This window comes from Novosphingobium kaempferiae (assembly GCF_021227995.1).
In the GTDB taxonomy this organism is placed as follows: Bacteria; Pseudomonadota; Alphaproteobacteria; order Sphingomonadales; family Sphingomonadaceae; genus Novosphingobium; species Novosphingobium kaempferiae.
Map to the genome: position 1 here is coordinate 4,089,620 of NZ_CP089301.1, position 16,739 is coordinate 4,106,358.

General features: G+C 66.6%; 18 protein-coding genes. 4 read left to right on the top strand and 14 right to left on the bottom strand.

Going from position 1 to position 16,739, the window contains the following annotated elements:
* Positions 1-81: 81 nt before the first annotated feature.
* The 3 genes from LO787_RS18655 to LO787_RS18665 form a co-directional block, all read right to left on the bottom strand.
* Positions 82-891 carry an SDR family NAD(P)-dependent oxidoreductase gene (locus LO787_RS18655; RefSeq protein ID WP_232492482.1) on the bottom strand — a complete coding sequence of 270 codons (810 nt, stop codon included), beginning with the start codon at positions 889-891 and terminating at the stop codon, positions 82-84.
* 129 nt (positions 892-1,020) lie between these two features.
* Complete coding sequence (locus LO787_RS18660) at positions 1,021-1,773, bottom strand: SDR family oxidoreductase (RefSeq protein ID WP_232492483.1); 753 nt, start codon at positions 1,771-1,773, stop codon at positions 1,021-1,023.
* Positions 1,774-1,891: 118 nt separating this feature from the next.
* Positions 1,892-2,992, bottom strand: a complete 1,101-nt coding sequence (locus tag LO787_RS18665) for a helix-turn-helix transcriptional regulator (RefSeq protein ID WP_232492484.1) — start codon at positions 2,990-2,992, stop codon at positions 1,892-1,894.
* Positions 2,993-3,110: 118 nt separating this feature from the next.
* Here LO787_RS18665 and LO787_RS18670 point away from each other — a divergent pair, with 118 nt between their 5' ends.
* Genes LO787_RS18670 through LO787_RS18685 form a run of 4 tightly spaced genes read left to right on the top strand, consistent with a single transcriptional unit; the run spans position 3,111 to position 7,435 of the window.
* Positions 3,111-4,229: an LLM class flavin-dependent oxidoreductase gene (locus LO787_RS18670; protein ID WP_232492485.1), complete on the top strand. Its 1,119-nt coding sequence runs from the start codon at positions 3,111-3,113 to the stop codon at positions 4,227-4,229.
* Between the two features lie 4 nt (positions 4,230-4,233).
* Positions 4,234-5,400 carry a sulfotransferase family protein gene (locus tag LO787_RS18675; protein ID WP_232492486.1) on the top strand — a complete coding sequence of 389 codons (1,167 nt, stop codon included), beginning with the start codon at positions 4,234-4,236 and terminating at the stop codon, positions 5,398-5,400.
* Positions 5,397-6,197: a sugar phosphate isomerase/epimerase family protein gene (locus LO787_RS18680; RefSeq protein ID WP_232492487.1), complete on the top strand. Its 801-nt coding sequence runs from the start codon at positions 5,397-5,399 to the stop codon at positions 6,195-6,197. Before LO787_RS18675 ends, LO787_RS18680 begins: the two co-directional genes overlap by 4 nt.
* Positions 6,198-6,199: 2 nt before the next feature.
* Positions 6,200-7,435 carry a hypothetical protein gene (locus tag LO787_RS18685; RefSeq protein WP_232492488.1) on the top strand — a complete coding sequence of 412 codons (1,236 nt, stop codon included), beginning with the start codon at positions 6,200-6,202 and terminating at the stop codon, positions 7,433-7,435.
* On the opposite strand, the gene LO787_RS18690 is transcribed toward LO787_RS18685, so the two are convergent.
* The 11 genes from LO787_RS18690 to LO787_RS18735 form a co-directional block, all read right to left on the bottom strand.
* Positions 7,423-8,934, bottom strand: coding sequence for a GtrA family protein (locus LO787_RS18690; protein ID WP_232492489.1), 1,512 nt, complete (start codon positions 8,932-8,934; stop codon positions 7,423-7,425). The genes LO787_RS18685 and LO787_RS18690 overlap by 13 nt on opposite strands.
* Positions 8,931-9,317 (bottom strand): GtrA family protein, encoded by a 387-nt coding sequence (locus tag LO787_RS18695; protein ID WP_232492490.1) that lies wholly within the window; start codon positions 9,315-9,317, stop codon positions 8,931-8,933. The genes LO787_RS18690 and LO787_RS18695 overlap by 4 nt, the downstream gene beginning before the upstream one ends.
* A gap of 10 nt (positions 9,318-9,327) precedes the next feature.
* Complete coding sequence (locus LO787_RS18700; protein WP_232492491.1) at positions 9,328-10,371, bottom strand: glycosyltransferase family 2 protein; 1,044 nt, start codon at positions 10,369-10,371, stop codon at positions 9,328-9,330.
* A 198-nt stretch (positions 10,372-10,569) separates the two neighbouring features.
* Positions 10,570-11,568, bottom strand: a complete 999-nt coding sequence (locus tag LO787_RS18705; protein ID WP_232492492.1) for a PEP-CTERM sorting domain-containing protein — start codon at positions 11,566-11,568, stop codon at positions 10,570-10,572.
* Between the two features lie 261 nt (positions 11,569-11,829).
* Entirely contained in the window at positions 11,830-12,858 is a 1,029-nt protein-coding gene (ruvB, locus tag LO787_RS18710; protein ID WP_232492493.1) for a Holliday junction branch migration DNA helicase RuvB, read from the bottom strand.
* Positions 12,859-12,873: 15 nt separating this feature from the next.
* The gene (gene ruvA, locus LO787_RS18715) at positions 12,874-13,479 is read right to left on the bottom strand and encodes a Holliday junction branch migration protein RuvA (protein WP_232492494.1); all 606 of its coding nucleotides are present in this window, start codon (positions 13,477-13,479) and stop codon (positions 12,874-12,876) included.
* A gap of 57 nt (positions 13,480-13,536) precedes the next feature.
* Entirely contained in the window at positions 13,537-14,100 is a 564-nt protein-coding gene (locus LO787_RS18720) for an SURF1 family protein (RefSeq protein ID WP_232492495.1), read from the bottom strand.
* 73 nt (positions 14,101-14,173) lie between these two features.
* A complete protein-coding gene (locus tag LO787_RS18725) occupies positions 14,174-14,995 on the bottom strand; it encodes a cytochrome c oxidase subunit 3 (RefSeq protein ID WP_232496369.1) in 822 nt (273 codons plus the stop codon).
* Positions 14,996-15,080: 85 nt separating this feature from the next.
* A complete protein-coding gene (locus tag LO787_RS18730) occupies positions 15,081-15,659 on the bottom strand; it encodes a cytochrome c oxidase assembly protein (RefSeq protein WP_232492496.1) in 579 nt (192 codons plus the stop codon).
* Entirely contained in the window at positions 15,659-15,784 is a 126-nt protein-coding gene (locus LO787_RS26125) for a hypothetical protein (RefSeq protein WP_255700809.1), read from the bottom strand. The genes LO787_RS18730 and LO787_RS26125 overlap by 1 nt, the downstream gene beginning before the upstream one ends.
* Before the next feature lie 11 nt (positions 15,785-15,795).
* Positions 15,796-16,722 carry a heme o synthase gene (locus LO787_RS18735; RefSeq protein ID WP_232492497.1) on the bottom strand — a complete coding sequence of 309 codons (927 nt, stop codon included), beginning with the start codon at positions 16,720-16,722 and terminating at the stop codon, positions 15,796-15,798.
* Between the last annotated feature and the right edge of the window lie 17 nt (positions 16,723-16,739).

A 16,739-nucleotide genomic window follows, 5' to 3' on the forward strand; every position in this document is an offset into this window, starting at 1 on the left:
GCGTAGCGAAGCAATCCAGAGCTCGCCTTGACCGCTGGATTGCTTCGCTGCGCTCGCAATGACGAAAAGGGGAAGGCGGCTCTAGGTGCCGTCGGAATTGACGCTGACGATGCCCGGACGCTCGGCCCCCATGCCGGAAAAGCCGATGGAATAGCCGCCGTCCACCGGCAGGATGACGCCGGTGATGTAGTTCGCCTCGTCACTGGCGAGGAACAGCGCGGCGGTCGCGATGTCCTCCGCCCGCCCCCAGCGGCCCATCGGGATGCCCGCGAGCGTCGGGAAACCCTCGGGCGGGGCGTCGTGGGTCTTCGACGCCTCGACCAGCCCGGTCCACATCGTTCCGGGCGCGACGGCGTTCACGCGGATGTTGCGATCCGAGTAGTCGAGCGCGGCCACCTTGGTCAGCTGATGCACCCCCGCCTTGGCCGAGCTGTAGACGCCGTGGTGCTTCCACCCGACTACCGCGGAGGCCGAGCTGGTGTTGACGATGGCCCCGCCGCCGGTCCTGAGCATGGAAGCGATCCCGTACTTCATGCCGAGGAACACGCCGCGGATGTTGGTGGCGTGGACCTTGTCCCACAGTTCCACAGGCTGCTCGTGCAGCGCGGCCATGCCGCCGCCGAAGCCCGCATTGTTGCACAGCACGTCGAGCCGGCCGAAGCTGTCCTCGGCCTTGGCGATCAGCGCCTGCACCTGCGCCTCGTCCGAGACGTCGCAGTGGATCGAGACGACATCGCCGCCGAGTTCCGCCGCGACTTCGTCCTCCTTGCCCGAGATATCGGCGAGCACCAGCTTCGCCCCCTCGGCATGAAACAGCCGCGCCATTGCCCGCCCCATGCCCGAACCCGCGCCGGTGATGATGCAGACCTTGTCCTGAAGCCTTCCGGCCATCGTCCTTCTCCCTATGTCGTTCGCCCGTTCGTCATTGCGAGCGTAACGAAGCAATCCAGCATCACGGGCCGACCATGGATTGCTTCGCTACGCTCGCAATGACGCCCTGGGGCTGGGTCATCGTTCCATTCACGCCGAAGTGTCGATCGTCGGCCGGATCGAGATTTCCGAGATGTTCGTGCGGCGCGGCATCGACAGGATGAAGACGATAGCCTCGCCGATGTCCCGGGGCTTCACCGCGCCCTCCTTGGCGACATGCGCCTGGATCGCCGCGCGCCAGTTGGGGTCGGAGATGTTGTCGCCAACTTCCGTCTCGGTCGCGCCGGGCATCAGCGTGGTGACGCGGATGTTCCTGCCGCCCAGTTCCTGCCGCATGCCGTCGGTCATCATGTTGACCGCGTGCTTGCTGGCCGAATAGGCGCTGGTCATCGGCCCTCCCTTGCGCCCGGCGAGCGAGGAGATCGTGATGATGTCGCCCACGCCCTGCTCCAGCATGTGCGGCACGGCGGCGGCGCTGGTGTAGACCGTGCCCATCAGGTTGATGTCGATGACGCGGCGATAGATCGCGGTGTCGCAGTTCTCGATCCCGCCCGCTTCCATGATCCCGGCCGAGTTAACGAGGATGTCGATGCGCCCCAGCTTCTCGACCGTCTCCGCGATGGCGCGGCGCGCGTCGTCCTCCACCATCATGTCGCCGGGAATGGCGAGCGCAGTGCCGCCCGCCGCCTCGATCTGCGCAACCAGCCCGGAGAGGCGCTCCGCCCGCCGCGCCGTCATCGCCACTGCCGCCCCGGCCTCCGCCAGACACAGCGCCGCCGCCTCCCCGATGCCCGAGGAAGCCCCGGTCACGAGCGCGACCTTTCCTGCAAGTGGCTGGGTCATCTGCGGTGCTCTCCCGTTCGTTTCGTATTCATTGGCTGGCGTCGGCACGCTGCGCAGTCAACGAAAAATGCTGAACATATGTTCTAATCGCTCTGGCGCGATCACTAGATGTATCCGATCACGCAATCACCAGCACCGAGCGATGGATGAACCGCACGAGGTCCGCCTGCCCCCGCGCGCCGGTCTTGGCATAGATGCGCTTGGAGTACGTCCGCGCCGATTCCACCGTCAGCCCGAGTTCCGGCGCGGCCTCGCTGATCGACATGCCCCGGCTGAGCGCCAGCGCCAGCCGCGCCTCGCTGGGCGCGAGGTCGAACAGCTGCGCCAGCTGGTCGCAGCGGTCGGCGGAGGACCAGTTGTCGGCGTGGAGGTAGCAGACGATGGCGGGCGCGGCCTGCGTGGTGCCCATGCGCTGGCCGGACGGCACCAGCAGCAGGTCCAGCCAGGGCTCACGGCTCAGCACCAGCGCACGCGGGCGGGCCTGTGGGTCAACGGCAAGCTCGCGGATCGCGGCGGGCAACTGGCGACGCAACGCCGGATCGCGCGCGGTGAGCCTGCCGTCCTTCCCCCGCATGATCGGCCCGCCGCCCTCCAGCATCCGCGTCCCTTGCGGATCGGCGTCGAGCACGCGCCCCTCGCCATCCAGCGTCAGCCAGCCGAAATTCATCCGCCGCACCGCCTCGCGCGCGACGGCGGCGGTCATCCGCTCGCGCTCCAGCGCCACGAAGGTGCCGAGTGCGGCGCGAAGGTATGGGGCAAGGCTCTCCAGCAGGGCATCGACCTCTTCGCCGAACTCGTTCTCCCGCCGCGTCACGGTGATCCAGCCGCTTGTGCCGCCCTTCTCGGCGAAGCGGATCATCCTGAGGTGGTTCATGCCCGAAGGCACCAGCAGCTGCGTCAGGTAGGCGTCGTGCGCCGGCTCACCGAGGTGGAGCAGTTGGTCCAGCCGGAACGCCCGCCCCTCCGCCATCTCGTGATAGGGCATGGGGTCGCGCAGGTAGAGATTCTCGCGATAGTGCCGCGAAACCGGCGGCGGCGAAGGCTCGCCCGAATAGAGATGGATCACCCGCGCCTCGGGCGTGCCCAGCGGCAGCGGCCGGAACACGAGGCTCGCGTAGTCGCCCGCCACCGCATCGCGCAGCGCGTCGAGGAAACCGCGCCATGGCGGGTCTTCGACCAGCCCCCCGATCAGGGGCACGATGAGGTTCTCTCCCGCCATGTTCTCATCCCCAAATGGGAATTTGCTTTGAGCGACGCCTAGACCACCCATGGGCTCCTAACAAAGAGGCGCACGCGCGGCATCGTCGCGGCGATGCGCCGCTGAAGAGGAGCGCCCGATGAAAGTGCAGCCCGCCGCCTTCCTGCGCACGACCCTGCCGCTCGGCATCGACATGGTGGGGGACTACGATTCGGGCCGCTACCATTCGATCTGGCTGCCCGATCACATGGTCAGCTTCTGGCCCGATTCGATCTGGACGCCCGAGTTCACCGACCTCGCCAAAGCGTCACCCAGCCCGCACCGCCACCTCGACGGCATGGCGGTCGCCGCCGCCGCTGCAGTGCTGACGAAGAGCACGCCGCTGGCGACCACGGTGGTCGATACCGTGCGGCGGCATCCCTCGATGCTGGCGCAGTCGGCCCTGACGGTGAGCCATCTGTCCAAGGGCCGCTTCATCCTCGGCCTCGGCTCGGGGGAACTGGAGAACACCGTCCCCTACGGCTTCGACTTCGCCAAGCCGGTGGGACGGCTGGAAGAGGCGATCCGCGTCATCAAGCTGCTGTGGCATGCCGACGGCCCGGTCGATTTCGAGGGCGAGTTCTTCCATCTCGAACACGCGCGGATGGACACCGAGTTCTTCGACGGCAAGGCGCCGCCGATCTGGCTCGGCGCGGCGGGGCCGAGGATGCTGGGCATCACCGGGCGCGAGGCGGACGGCTGGTGGCCGGCGGGATCGTGGACGCCCGAGGACTATGCGGCGAAGCTCAAGGTCATCCTCGACGCGGGCGACGCGGCGGGCCGCGACATGAGCCACTTCACCCCCGCGATCACCCAGATGGCCCTGATCGGCGAGCCCGACGAGATCGACGAGATGCTGCGCGCGCCGATGGTCAAGTCGATCATCCTGATGATCACCGCCAAGGATCTCGCGCAGTTCGGCCATGAGCATCCGATGGGTCCGGACTGGCGCGGCATCATGGACTTCGATCCGGTCAAGCTGAGCCGCGATGCCATGGTCCGTTTCTGCGAGGAGATGAACCCGCAGGCCATCCGCGACATCCTGCCGGTCGGCACGCCGAAAGAGGTGGCGGTGAAGATCAAGGGCTTCGCCGACGCCGGGATGCGCGTCTACAAGCTGATGGAATACGGCGCGATGGGTGGCATGAAGTTCTCCGCCACCTCCGCCGCCAAGGTCCGCGAGACCGAGGACGAAATCCGGAAGCTGGTGGAGGGCTGAGGCGATGGCGGACCTCGACGCGCAGCAACTGCTGCAGCATGCCATGGCCGGGACCGGCCTGTCGGACTGGGCGGACGAGAGCTTCCCCGAACGCTTCGCGCTGGCCATGGCGCACATCAACACGATCCCGATGGACGCGACAGGACGGCAGGCGGCGGCGCAGAACATCCACTGGCTGCTCACCGACCGGCTGCGCTTCTTCCAGGACCGCAAGGACTTTCCCCTCGCCGACGAGGTGATCGAACGGCCGATGTTCGCCAGCGGAGAGCCGCGCTCGGGCACGACGCTTATGCACGCGCTCATGTCGGTCGACCCGGACGCGCGGGCGCTGCGCTTCGCCGAAGTCATGCACCCCTCCCCGCCGCCCGGCACGGTCGAGGGGCTCGACCCCCGCTACGCGCAGGCCGATGCGGAATGGCGCGAGATCAATGCGAAGATGGCGAAGTGGCTGCACTGCCATCCCTACAACGACATGCTCGGCGACGGACTGCCCGAGGACGAGCGTACCTGGGCCTTCGACTTTCGCGTCATGACGCCGACCGCCTGGTGGCGCGTGCCGATGCAGAACCTCTCGATGGGCCTGCCGACCGACCCGCCGGCGCAGTACCGCATCCACAAGGCCATGCTGCAGGCGTTCCAGCATGGGCGGGAGCGCAAGTACTGGGTGCTCAAGGGCTTCCACACCACGCGGCTGGAGGCGTTCTTCGACGCCTATCCCGACGCCACGCTGGTCTGGCTGCACCGCGATCCGGTCATGGTGGCGGCGAGTTCGACGATGATGATGTCGGACATCATGGAAGGTATCGTCGGCCGCATCGATCTGGTGAAAGAAGCGAAGGCGCACCTCGAACGGGTCCGCTGGTCGATCGGCAATACCATGGCGAACCCGCTGGTGAACGACCCGCGCATCCATCACGTTCTCTACCGCGATTTTGTAGCCGACCCCATCGGCACCGTGCGCGATTACTACCGCTTCGCCGGGCGCGATTTCGGCGAGCGGCAGGAAGCGGCGATGCACCGGTACCTCGCCGAGAACAGGGGCGACCGGCATGGCAAGTTCCATTACTCCACGAGCGTCCTGACCGATGCCGGCTACGACCTCGATGCCCTCAACGCCGAGTTCGCGCCCTTCCGCGAGCGCTTCGGCGTACCTATCGAGGTGCGGGCATGATCCACCCCCGCGTCAGCCTCCATCAGGTCGCCGTGATCGATGAGCCGACCGCGGCATTCCTCGACTTCTGCCGCAGCATCGGGGTGCAGCATTGCACGCTCGCCGCGCCCCGCCTCCAGTCCGACACGGACCGCGCCGCCGCTCGCGACAGTTCGGTGCGGATCGGCTGCATCAATCATCTCTTCGCGGTGCATCCAGATCTCGAACGTGACACCGGCGCGGCAGTGGAAGGTCTGCTGCACACCATAGAGTTGGCCAGGGAAATCGGCGCGCCCTCCATCTATCTCCTGACTGGAGGGCGCGGCGCGTTGTCGTGGGAAACCGCAGCCCAGCGCTTCGCCGACCTCATCGCTCCCTGCCGCGATGCTGCGCAAAAGGCGGGCGTCGCGTTGCTGGTGGAGAACGCCTCCCCGCTCAACGCCGACATCCACATGGCGCACACCCTCCCCGATGCGACGCTCCTCGCCCGGATCGCCGGTATCGGGGTCTGCGTCGAACTCCATGCCTGCTGGACCGAAGCCATGCTGCGCGACAACCTCGCCGACGCCCTGCCGCTGGCCGGGCTGGTGCAGGTGAGCGACTACGTCCTCGGCGACCGCAGCACGCCCTGCCGAGCGGTTCCGGGAGATGGCGCGATCCCGCTGGAGGCGATCCTGCGCGACGTGCTCGACCTCGGCTATCGCGGGCTGTTCGACCTCGAACTCGTCGGCCCGCGCATCGCTGCGGAAGGCCCTCGCGAGGCCTGCACCCGCTCGGCGCGCTACCTCTCCGACATGCTCGACCGACTGGGAGCCTGACGATGGCCTATGGCGACGGACCCGACGACGCTCCCTTGCGCGAAGCATGGGAACAGTTCTGCGACCGGCTGAAGCTGGCGGGCCTTAGCGCCTTCAAGGACGCCAATCCCGCCAACCCGCTCCAGCGCGCCGACGCATTCCGTTTCCTGACGCAGAATCTGGGGCAAGCATTCGACCTTGCGCTGGAGACGAAAGACCCGGCTTTCCCGATGATCCACCCCTTCGTCACACCCACGCGCAAGCTGGGCGGCGACGTGGCCGACTTCACCTATCGGCAGGCATGGATCGATGGCGCCCACGCCTACCGTCTCACCGGCCGCAAAGGCACCGCCCGCTGGCTCAACGTAACCGTGCAAGGCCCGCGCCCCGCGACGATCCCCGGCACCGACTGGCCCTCACTCCACGAACCCTTCGGCGACATCCCGGAGTGCAACATCCTCGGCACGCAGATCGAGGCTGACGCGAACGACAACTTCGAACTGTTCATCGGCGGCGAGCGAAGAGACCGCAACTGGCTCCCCACCACCCCCGGCAGCCGCAAGCTGTTCATCCGCGAAGCCTTCGACGGCTGGGACGAAACGCCCACCGCGCTCACCATCGAACGCATCGGCATGGACGCCCCCCGACCTCTCCCCTCGCCCGCCCGCATGATCGAGGCAATGGACTGGGCAGGCGATTTCGTCACCGGCCTGATGCGCGACTGGCCCGAGCATTCCTGGCTGACTTCCCGCGGCGTCTGCGATCCGAAGGCGCTCAACCAGTTCCCCGCCGACAAGATCGCCAACGACGCCTCGGATGCGAAACGCGGGCGCATGGCCGCGCACATGGTCTGGCGGCTGGAGCCCGATGAGGCCCTGATCGTCGAGATGGACATGCATCCCGGGTTCTGGATATTCGGCATGGGCGGGGCCTTCGTCGGCTCGATGGACTTCCTCCACCGCCCGGTCAGCTACACCCCCGCCCGCACCCGCATTGACAGCGACGGCGTCGTGCGCCTTGTGCTCGCCCATGACGATCCGGGCATCCACAACTGGCTCGACACGCAGGGCTTCAGCGACGGCAACCTCACTTACCGCAATCTGCTGACGCAGGACGCGGCGCGGTTCCGGACCCGCGTGGTCCCACGCGACAGGCTGATGGAATACTTGCCCGCCGACACCGCCATTGTCACCCCGACAGAACGCGCGACCATGCGCATCGAACGCTACCGCGCGATCAAGCGCCGCTACGGTGTCTGACGCCGGTAGAGCACGGAATTGTGGGAACGCGCCGCCTCCCGCCAACCCGGCAACGGCATTTCGGGTGAGTGCCACACGATCCACAGCAGCGGCACTTCCGGCGGAACATTCTTCACCGCGCGCAGAAGCTGGTTGAAGCCCTGGCACTGCTCCCCCACCATCGATCCCGTCTCGGCGTCCTGGAAGGGGCCTGTCACCGGGTTATGGATCCGCAGCAATTGCCCTCCGGTCATCTGCCACTGGTCGTTGGCGAAGGCGTGCCGCCGCGTCAGTGCATAACTGGCGGCGTGGGTGTCGCGAATGCGGTTCTGCAACCATTGCGCCCGGCACGGCTGCGAAATGAAGGTCACCAGCTGCGAGCCGCGGGGCACCGCATCGACCACCGCCGTCTCCTGCCGGATCTGCCGGTCCCACATGGCCATGCTGACCGTATTGCCCCCCAGTCGCGCCAACATGAAGACAATGGCGGCGACGGCCAGCACCTGCCGGGCACGCGGAGACATTTCGGAACGCGGACGGGCGCAGATCAACGCCAGCGCAAGGATCGTGGGCGTCAACCGCATGTCGGCATAAGCGGACCCGTAGGCCACGCCCGGCATGACGAAATAGAGCGCCAGCAGCACGACCGAGGCAAGCGCCAGCCCCTTGTGCAGCGCCACCGCCCGCGAGCGCCAGAGCACGCCGATGACGACTGCAAGCGCCACCGCGCAGCCGTAGTCCCACCCTTCCCAGCGATCCGCCAGCACGTTGGCGAGATGATAGAGCTTCACCGGCACCACGAACCACAACCCGCTGGGCAGATGCTCGCCCGATTGCGGCAGAAGCAGGCTCAGCACTTGCGGGACGAGCAGGCAGGTGCTGGCAAGGAAGCCGGTCAGCAGCGACCACCCGATACGCCCCGAGCGCTCGTAGCGCGCCGCCAGTTCGCAACAGCCGACAAGGACGCATAGCAACGCCCAGGCTGCGAGGTGGCACACCCAGATCACCGAAGCGACAATGGCAAACACGGCCCAGCGCAGCCTCGGTCTGGCCGCCATGGACGGAGACATCCACCAGGCCAGCGCCAGCGTCGCCAGCGCAGTGCCGAGCACGAAGTTGATGAAGCCGTACTGGAACGGATTGCCCAGTGCGAGCGGGATCGCGAAGAGCGCCGTCACCATCACCCGACCATGCGCCGCGCGAGACAGCAGGAGGTAGCCTGCGACCTGCAGCCCGACGATCAGGAGACCGATCGCCTTCATCGTCGGCTCCAGCCCGATCAGCGGCTCCAGAACCCACGCGATGAGGTCGGTCCCGAGGTTCGGCAGCAGGTTCCATTCGAATGTGTACCAGCGCGCGATGCCGGCGCTGCGACCGCCGTCCATCTGCACCATAAAGCGCGACATGTGGCCGGGCAGGTCGGTCAGCGGCGGCACCGCCGGATAGAGCAGCGGCACGATGGCCAGCAGCACCAGTGCCGCGCACCAGCGCGGCGGGATCGTCGACAGATCCGACTTCACCGCAAGGCGCGTCCCGGAACGAAGACGAAAGCGCGCGAAAGCAGAAAGAAGCAGACGGAATAGGCCACGATGCCCGCGCCCTGCCCGATCAGGCTCTGTGCGAAGCCGAGTCCGCGCATCATGGTCAGCACGGCCAGATTGACGGAGTAGGCGAGCGCAAAGGCCAGCAGGAAGCGCCCCGCCTCCCCCGCCGCGACCGGGCCGCGCACCTCGAAGGTCCAGATGCGGTTGAGCGTGAACGACAGGCACAGGCCCACGGCATAGCCTCCCGCATTGGCAAGGTAATCTCCCGCCCCCACATGCAGCAGCGCGGCGATGACGGCGAGCCCGACCAGCGTGTTCAGCAGGCCGACCAACCCGAAACGCAGCGCGGACTTCAGCATGGCGTGATAATCAGTGGTGCGCGTCGAGTGCGGCGAGGCCGAGGGGCACGCCGGTCATCGGGTCGATGCCCGCCTGCCGACCCTGCCGGGTCTGGCTGCGCAATTCGCGCACGATGAACAGCGGGCGTCGCTTGCTCTCGATATAGAGACGACCGAGGTAGTCGCCGAAGACCCCAAGAATGATGAGTTGCATGCTGCCCATGATGAGCATGACCGCAATCGTGCTTGTCCAGCCGACGATGACGCCGTTCTCGAACCACCGCCAGATCGCCCAGCACAGCAGCGCCAGCCCTGCGAAACCCGCCAGCACGCCGAGATGCGAGGCAATCCGCAACGGCACGGTGGAGAAACTGGTGATCGCATCGATGGCAAGGCGGGCAAGGTGGCGCATCGGGTACTTGGTCTCTCCCGCTGCCCGCGCGTCGCGCTCGTACTGCAACGGCACCTGCTCGAACCCGACCCAGCTGACCATGCCGCGGATGAAACGGAAACGTTCGGGCATGGCGTTGAGCTGGTCGACGACGCGGCGCGTCATCAGGCGAAAGTCGCCGGTATCGACCGGAATTTCCTGCTCTGCGAGGCGGTTGAGCAGCTTGTAGAACAGCGCCGAAGTCCCGCGCTTCACCACGCTCTCGCCATGCCGCACCACGCGCTGTCCGTAGACGACGTCCGCACCCTCATCGATCTTCGCCATCATCGCGCCGAGCAGTTCGGGCGGATCCTGCAGGTCGGCGTCGATCATCATCACGCGGTCGCCGCGGCTGATCTGGAGGCCTGCGGTCACTGCAAGCTGCTGCCCGTGATTGCGGGAGAGGTCCACGCCCAGCACGCGCGGATTGCGCTCCGCCAGCACGCAGATCAGCGGCCAGGTACGGTCGGTGGAGCCGTCGTTGACGAGGATGATCTCGTAATCGTCGCCCACCTGCTCCGCGCAGGCCGCCGACAGGCGCGCCTCCAGCATGAGCAGCACGTCTTCCTCGTTGTAGCAGGGCACCACGACCGAAAGCCGCGGACAGGTCCGCTCGGCAAACGGCAGGAAAGGTTCCATCAACATGCTTGGGCCCCGCGGAATCGGCTGTGCTCGCCAAGCGGTATCCACCATGCTTGGTTAACCGCGCGTAAAAGACGGTAGACCTTCGCTTTTCTGACGTTTCCACAAGCAAATGGCGGGCAAACGAAAAGGGCGACGCCCGCGTGCGTCGCCCTTCCACATCAGGCGCCGCGAACGGCACCTGCCCCCATGTGACTGGTATCAGGCCGAAGCCTTGGCCCGCGACAGCCTGCGCCGACCGACGATGGTCGCGGCGGCCGCGCCGAACAGGATCAGCATCGGCGGTGCCGGAACGTCGGTGCCGCCCGAAGTCGTCGTGGTCGAACCGCCCGAGGACGAGCTGGAAGACGACGACGAGGAACTGGAACTGCTCGACGAAGAGCTGGTCGATCCACCCGAAGTCGAGGACGAACCCGAGGAAGAGGACGACGAAGAGCTCGACGAAGAACCGCTGGACGAACCGCTCGAGGTGGCACCGCCCGACGAATGATCGTCGCCGCCGCTCGACGACGAGGACGATGAACTCGACGACGACGAAGAGCTCGAAGACGAGGAGGACGAACTGCTCGTGCTGGTGACGTTGCCCGAGCTGGTCGAGGTCGTCGACGTGATGCCGCCGGTCGTCGTCGTGGACGTGAGACCGCCCGTGGTGGTGGTCGAGGTCAGCCCGCCGGTGCTCGAACTGGAGGTCGAGGTGACACCACCGCTGGTCGAAGTGACGCCGCCCGAAGTCGAGGTCACACCACCGGTCGTGGAGGTGACACCGCCGCTGCTGGTCGAGGTGATGACGACGTTGCCGCCGCCTCCGCCACCGCCGCCACCGAAGAAGCCACCAAAGAACCCACCGCCGAAGCCGCCGATCGGGCCGCCACCGATCACCACCGGCGTGCCGCCGCTGCCACCGGCATAGGACGGCGGCGGCGCGGGCGGCATGTACGGCGGGGGCATCGGCACCATCGCCATCTGCGGCTGGTCGCAGCAGGTGCGCTTGATGATCTTGCGCACGCGCTTGGTGGTGCGCGGCTGATCCTTGCGGACGATGCGCTGGGCGGGGCGCTTCACGGTCTTCACCGGCGCGGCCTTCGCCATCTTCACCTTGCGGTACTCGGTCTTGGCGGACTGCGTCTCCGCCACGTGGACGGCGCCGCCACCGATGATCGCGCAGCCTGCCGCACAGGCAGACAGTTTCGCTAGGGCCATCCGAACCGACATAATGCGTTTGCTTTCTTTGTTTCGCTGGATCGGCGAAGAGCCTCGCGGCACCTCCCATCCATCTGCCAGCAACAAACGCAGAGTCCGGTTAACGCGGCAACGTCATTCACCGCCAATTCACCGTCCCGATGCGGGAAAGTTGGTTAATTTATCACTCCGCCCCAAGGCTTGTACCGAAACGGGACTATCGATCCGGGCAGTTGTAAAGCAGGCCGACGCTTTTAGCCGCCCGATCAGCGCCTTGCGTGGTCAGCCTTCCGAATCGAACAGTCCACCCTGCGGCCCCGCCGGCGGGGTCATGCCCAGATGGCTCCAGCCCCGGTCGTTGAGGCAGCGCCCCCGGGCCGTGCGGGCGATGAGGCCGAGCTGGATGAGGTAGGGCTCGATCACTTCCTCGATGGTGTCGCGCGGCTCGGAAAGGCCCGCCGCCAGCGTTTCTACTCCGACCGGCCCGCCCTTGTAGATATCCGCGATCATCCGAAGATAGCGGCGATCCTGCGCATCGAGACCGATCGAATCGACCTCCAGTCGAGTCAGCGAATCGTCGGCAATGGCCCGCGTGATAACATCGGAGCCCGCGACATGGGCGAAGTCGCGCACGCGGCGCATCAGGCGACCCGCAACGCGCGGGGTGCCGCGCGAACGGCGTGCGATCTCGGTCGCGCCGCCCTTGTCCATGCCGATGCCGAGCAGGCCCGCGCCGCGCGTCACAACCTTCTCCAGTTCCTCGACCGTGTAGAACTGCAGGCGCACAGGAATGCCGAAACGGTCGCGCAGCGGCGTCTGCAACAGGCCTTGTCGCGTCGTCGCGCCGATCAGCGTGAACGGCGGCAGGTCGATCCGCACGGAGCGCGCCGACGGCCCCTCGCCGATGATGAGGTCCAGCGCGCGATCCTCCATCGCCGGGTAGAGCACTTCCTCGACTACGGGATTGAGGCGGTGAATCTCGTCGATGAACAGGACGTCTCCCTGCTCAAGATTGGTCAGCAGCGCGGCGAGGTCGCCCGCCTTGGCGATGACCGGGCCGGAGGTGGCGCGGAATCCCACGCCCAGTTCACGCGCGACGATCTGCGCCAGCGTCGTCTTGCCGAGGCCGGGCGGGCCGAAGAACAGCACATGGTCCATCGCCTCGCGCCGCGACTTGGCGCTCTCGATGAAGACGTGGAGGTTGTCCTTGGCAGCGGCCTGACCGACGAATTCGGCCAGTGTCTTGGGCCGCAGCGCCGCATCGGCGTCCTCGGCCTGGCGGTTGGGGGAGAGAATGGGATTGTCGGTCATGTCAGGTTTCGGTGCTTAACCGGTCGCCAGCTTGAGCGCCACGCGCACGAGGTCGTTGAGCCCGGCTTCCTCGCCCAGTTCGTCAACGGCCTTGCCCACGGCCGAAGCTGCGACGGCAGGCTTGAAGCCGAGATTCTGGAGAGCGGAGACGGCGTCCGCGCTGGCCGAACCCGGCAACGCCGCCACCGCGACACCCGGCGCTCCGGGCGCAGTCGGCATTCCGCCCGCCTTGTCCTTGAGTTCGTTGACGATGCGACTTGCGAGCTTGGGGCCGACGCCGTTGGCCCGCGCCACCATCGCCGAATCGCTCCCTGCACAGGCGCGCTGCAATTCCTCGGTCGTCAGCGCGGAGAGGATCGCCAGCGCCACTTTCGAGCCGACGCCCTGCACAGCGGTCAGGAGCCGAAACCAGTTGCGCTCCGCCCCGCTGGCGAAGCCGATGAGGCGCTGGTCGGTTTCCGAAACCTGCATCTCGGTGTGGACGACCACCCGGTCACCCCGGATGCCGAGGTGGCTCAGCGTGCGCGCGGAGCAGTGAACGAGATAGCCCACCCCGTTCACGTCGATGATCGCCCAGTCGGGGCCGGTGTCGTCGAGCAATCCTGTCAGCTTGGCGATCATGGTTTGTTCCTATGGCAGCAACCGATTCGTCGCGCCAGAGGAAAAGATCGCGCTTCGCTAACGGCCCTGCCCCCGCCGCCGCAGGGCCAGACCGTAGATCACCAGCGCCGTCGCCGCGAAGAAGAACCACTGCCCGGCGTAGGACAGGTGATTGTTGGGAAGGTCTGAGGGATCGGGCAGACCGTTCGCCTCGAGTCCGCCGAGTGCGGGTACAGCGACGAGTCGCGGCCCCGGCGCGATCACGCCGGTGACTTGCCCGCCCTGCCAGTCACCGGCATTGGGCTGGAGCGACCAGCCCAGCACGACGAGCGCCGTGCCGCCACCGGGCAACGTGCATTTCGCCGTCTGCGCGACGCCCGACCTCCCTGCCGCATTCTGGCCCGCGATGCTGCTGCGCTCGGCCACCGACGTACATGTCAGGTGCGCCCGGCGATAGAGCAGGTCTTCGCCGACGCCCCTCGACGTCCACTCCACCGACACCGGATTGCGCTGTGCCGCCGCGTAATGCGCGAGCAGCGCCTCCTTCTCATGCAGCCGGCGCAACTGCCAGAAGCCGAGCGCGATCATCAGCGCGACGGCCGCCAGGACGATCAGGGTGGCGAAAACGGGAATGCGGCGCATGTCTTGTCCCGATGCGAAAAGGGCAGCCGAAGCGGTCTCCGGCTGCCCTTTCGAGTTGGTCGATCCCGATGGATCAGTGCGTGGGATAGCCCCAGCCGCCCCAGATGTAGACGGCAACGAACAGGAACAGCCACACCACGTCGACGAAGTGCCAGTACCATGCCGCCGCCTCGAAACCGAAGTGCTGGCGCGGCGTGAAGTCGCCGTTGTAGGCGCGCTTGAGGCAGACGATCAGCATGATCGTGCCGACGATGACGTGGAATCCGTGGAATCCGGTAGCCATGTAGAACGCCGAGCCGTAAGTATTGCCGCCGAAGCCGAACGGCGCGTGCAGGTACTCGTAGCCCTGGATGAACGAGAACAGCACCCCCAGCAGGATCGTCGCCCACAGGCCCTTCTTCAGCCCCTCACGATCGCCGTGGATCAGCGAGTGATGCGCCCAGGTGACGGTGGTGCCCGAGCAGAGCAGGATCAGCGTGTTGAGCAGCGGCAGCGCGAAGGGGTCCATGACCGCCTCGATCGCCTTGGGCGGCCATTGTCCGCCGACTGTCTCGGCCAGTTCCGAGGGGAACAGCGAGAAATCGAAGAAGGCCCAGAACCAGCCGACGAAGAACATCACTTCCGAAGCGATGAACAGGATCATGCCGTAGCGCTGGTGAAGCTGCACGACCGGGGTGTGATCGCCGGCGTGGGCTTCCTTCACGATCTTCGAAAACCACATGAACATCGAGGCAAGCAGGATCGCAAGGCCGGCCCAGGGCACGAACTTGCCGCCGGGCAGGTCGTGCATGAACAGGACCATGCCGGACGTGAACGCGAAGGCGCCGATCGTCGTCGCCAGAGGCGCGATGTCAGGCGGAAGGATATGGTAATCGTGGTGCTTCGTACCGGCCATGGTGCCTTCGTCCCCGTTCATCCAATCTCATTTGCCGCCTGCCACCTCGAAAGGGCTGGTTGCGCAGACGGTTCCCGTATCGGCCTTAACTGCCGGTTTGCGCTTGGTCCAGTGTCTTTGCATCGCCCACGGAGGTGACGTGGAAGGTGTAGCTCAGCGTGATCTGCTGGACGTCCTTGTTGTCCGGATCGTCAAGGATCGCCGGATCGACGTAGTAGAGCACCGGCATGCGCACTTCCTCGCCCGGCTTCAGCGTCTGGGCGATAAAGCAGAAGCACTGGATCTTGTTGAAGTAGCGCGCGGCCTGCTCCGGCTCCACGTTGAAGCTGGCGGTGCCGGTCACGGTCTTGTCGGAAGTATTCTTCGCCCAGAACAACGCCATGTCGCGCGCGCCGATGGACACCGTATCGGTGCGCTGGAGCGGCTTGAACTGCCAGGGCATGTTCCGCTCCACATTCGCGTCGAAGCGGATCGATATCGTGCGGCCGCTGTCCTGCACGGTCGCGGCCTTGGCCTCGTCGGCGCGCTGGGTGGTTCCACCGTAACCGGTGACCTGGCAAAAGATGCGGTAGAGCGGCACCGAGGCGAAACCGAGGCCGAGCATCGCCAGCGCCGCCGAAGCGGCGGTCAGCGCGACCTTCCGGTTGGCGCCTTTCCCGCTCATCAGCCCATCTTCGCGATCGAGATGAAGAATACGAGGATGACGAAGCCCGCGAGGCTGAGGCCCAGCACGCGGTTGCGGCTGCGGCGGATCTGGTCGAAATTCTTCTGCGTATCGGGGTCCGTCATGGTCCTGTCCGTCAAAGGGGGATGAAGCGGTCGACGACCAGCGCGGCGAACAGCGCGAAGAGGTACAGCACCGAGTAGGCGAAAAGCTGCTTCTCCGGCTTCATCGCGTCGTCATCGCCTCTGCGCTCGCGCAGGCCGACGCGGATCGACAGGGCGAGGAACACGGTGGAGAGCACCAGCGCCGAGATACCGTAGATCGCGCCGCTGTGCTCGTCGCCCGGCAGCCACCAGGGCAGCGCGCTGAGCGGAAGCAGAAGCACCGCGTAGGCCATGATCTGGCGGCGGGTGGAGCGCTCTCCGGCGACGACGGGCATCATCGGGATGCCGACCTTGGCGTAGTCGGTCTTCACGAACAGCGCGAGCGCCCAGAAGTGCGGCGGGGTCCACATGAAGATGATCGCGAAGAGCACGATCGGCATCAGCGAGACGTGCCCGGTCGCCGCGATCCAGCCGATCAGCGGCGGAAATGCGCCGGCGCCGCCGCCGATAACGATGTTCTGCGGAGTCCGGGGCTTGAGCCAGATCGTATAGACGACGGCGTAGTAGACGATGGAGATCGCCAGGATCGCGGCGGCCAGCCAGCTGATCGCGAAGCCCATGAGAAACACTGAGGCGGCACAGAGGACGCCTGCAAAGTCACGGGCGGTGGTCCGATCGAGCCTGCCCTGCGGCAAAGGGCGCTTGGCGGTGCGCTTCATCCCGGCGTCGAGGTCTGCCTCCCACCACTGGTTGAGAGCGGCGGCGCCGCCCGCGCCCATCGCGATGCACAGGATGGCGGTGAAGCCGAGGACCGGGTGGATGCTCTCCGGCGCGGCGAGCAGGCCGCACAGGCCGGTGAAGATCACCAGGCTCATCACGCGCGGCTTGGTCAGCGCGATGAGGTCACGCCAGTCTGCGGGGGCCGGGGTGGCCGCAGGAATCGAACTTGTGGGGGTCATGATGGTCCGCCCATACA

Coding starts and splice junctions, on each gene's coding strand:
- LO787_RS18655 (WP_232492482.1), bottom strand. CDS start 891: ATGGCCGGAAGGCTTCAGGACAAGGTCTGCATCATCACCGGCGCGGGT.
- LO787_RS18660 (WP_232492483.1), bottom strand. CDS start 1,773: ATGACCCAGCCACTTGCAGGAAAGGTCGCGCTCGTGACCGGGGCTTCC.
- LO787_RS18665 (WP_232492484.1), bottom strand. CDS start 2,992: ATGGCGGGAGAGAACCTCATCGTGCCCCTGATCGGGGGGCTGGTCGAA.
- LO787_RS18670 (WP_232492485.1), top strand. CDS start 3,111: ATGAAAGTGCAGCCCGCCGCCTTCCTGCGCACGACCCTGCCGCTCGGC.
- LO787_RS18675 (WP_232492486.1), top strand. CDS start 4,234: ATGGCGGACCTCGACGCGCAGCAACTGCTGCAGCATGCCATGGCCGGG.
- LO787_RS18680 (WP_232492487.1), top strand. CDS start 5,397: ATGATCCACCCCCGCGTCAGCCTCCATCAGGTCGCCGTGATCGATGAG.
- LO787_RS18685 (WP_232492488.1), top strand. CDS start 6,200: ATGGCCTATGGCGACGGACCCGACGACGCTCCCTTGCGCGAAGCATGG.
- LO787_RS18695 (WP_232492490.1), bottom strand. CDS start 9,317: ATGCTGAAGTCCGCGCTGCGTTTCGGGTTGGTCGGCCTGCTGAACACG.
- LO787_RS18700 (WP_232492491.1), bottom strand. CDS start 10,371: ATGTTGATGGAACCTTTCCTGCCGTTTGCCGAGCGGACCTGTCCGCGG.
- LO787_RS18705 (WP_232492492.1), bottom strand. CDS start 11,568: ATGGCCCTAGCGAAACTGTCTGCCTGTGCGGCAGGCTGCGCGATCATC.
- ruvB (WP_232492493.1), bottom strand. CDS start 12,858: ATGACCGACAATCCCATTCTCTCCCCCAACCGCCAGGCCGAGGACGCC.
- ruvA (WP_232492494.1), bottom strand. CDS start 13,479: ATGATCGCCAAGCTGACAGGATTGCTCGACGACACCGGCCCCGACTGG.
- LO787_RS18720 (WP_232492495.1), bottom strand. CDS start 14,100: ATGCGCCGCATTCCCGTTTTCGCCACCCTGATCGTCCTGGCGGCCGTC.
- LO787_RS18725 (WP_232496369.1), bottom strand. CDS start 14,995: ATGGCCGGTACGAAGCACCACGATTACCATATCCTTCCGCCTGACATC.
- LO787_RS18730 (WP_232492496.1), bottom strand. CDS start 15,659: ATGAGCGGGAAAGGCGCCAACCGGAAGGTCGCGCTGACCGCCGCTTCG.
- LO787_RS26125 (WP_255700809.1), bottom strand. CDS start 15,784: ATGACGGACCCCGATACGCAGAAGAATTTCGACCAGATCCGCCGCAGC.
- LO787_RS18735 (WP_232492497.1), bottom strand. CDS start 16,722: ATGACCCCCACAAGTTCGATTCCTGCGGCCACCCCGGCCCCCGCAGAC.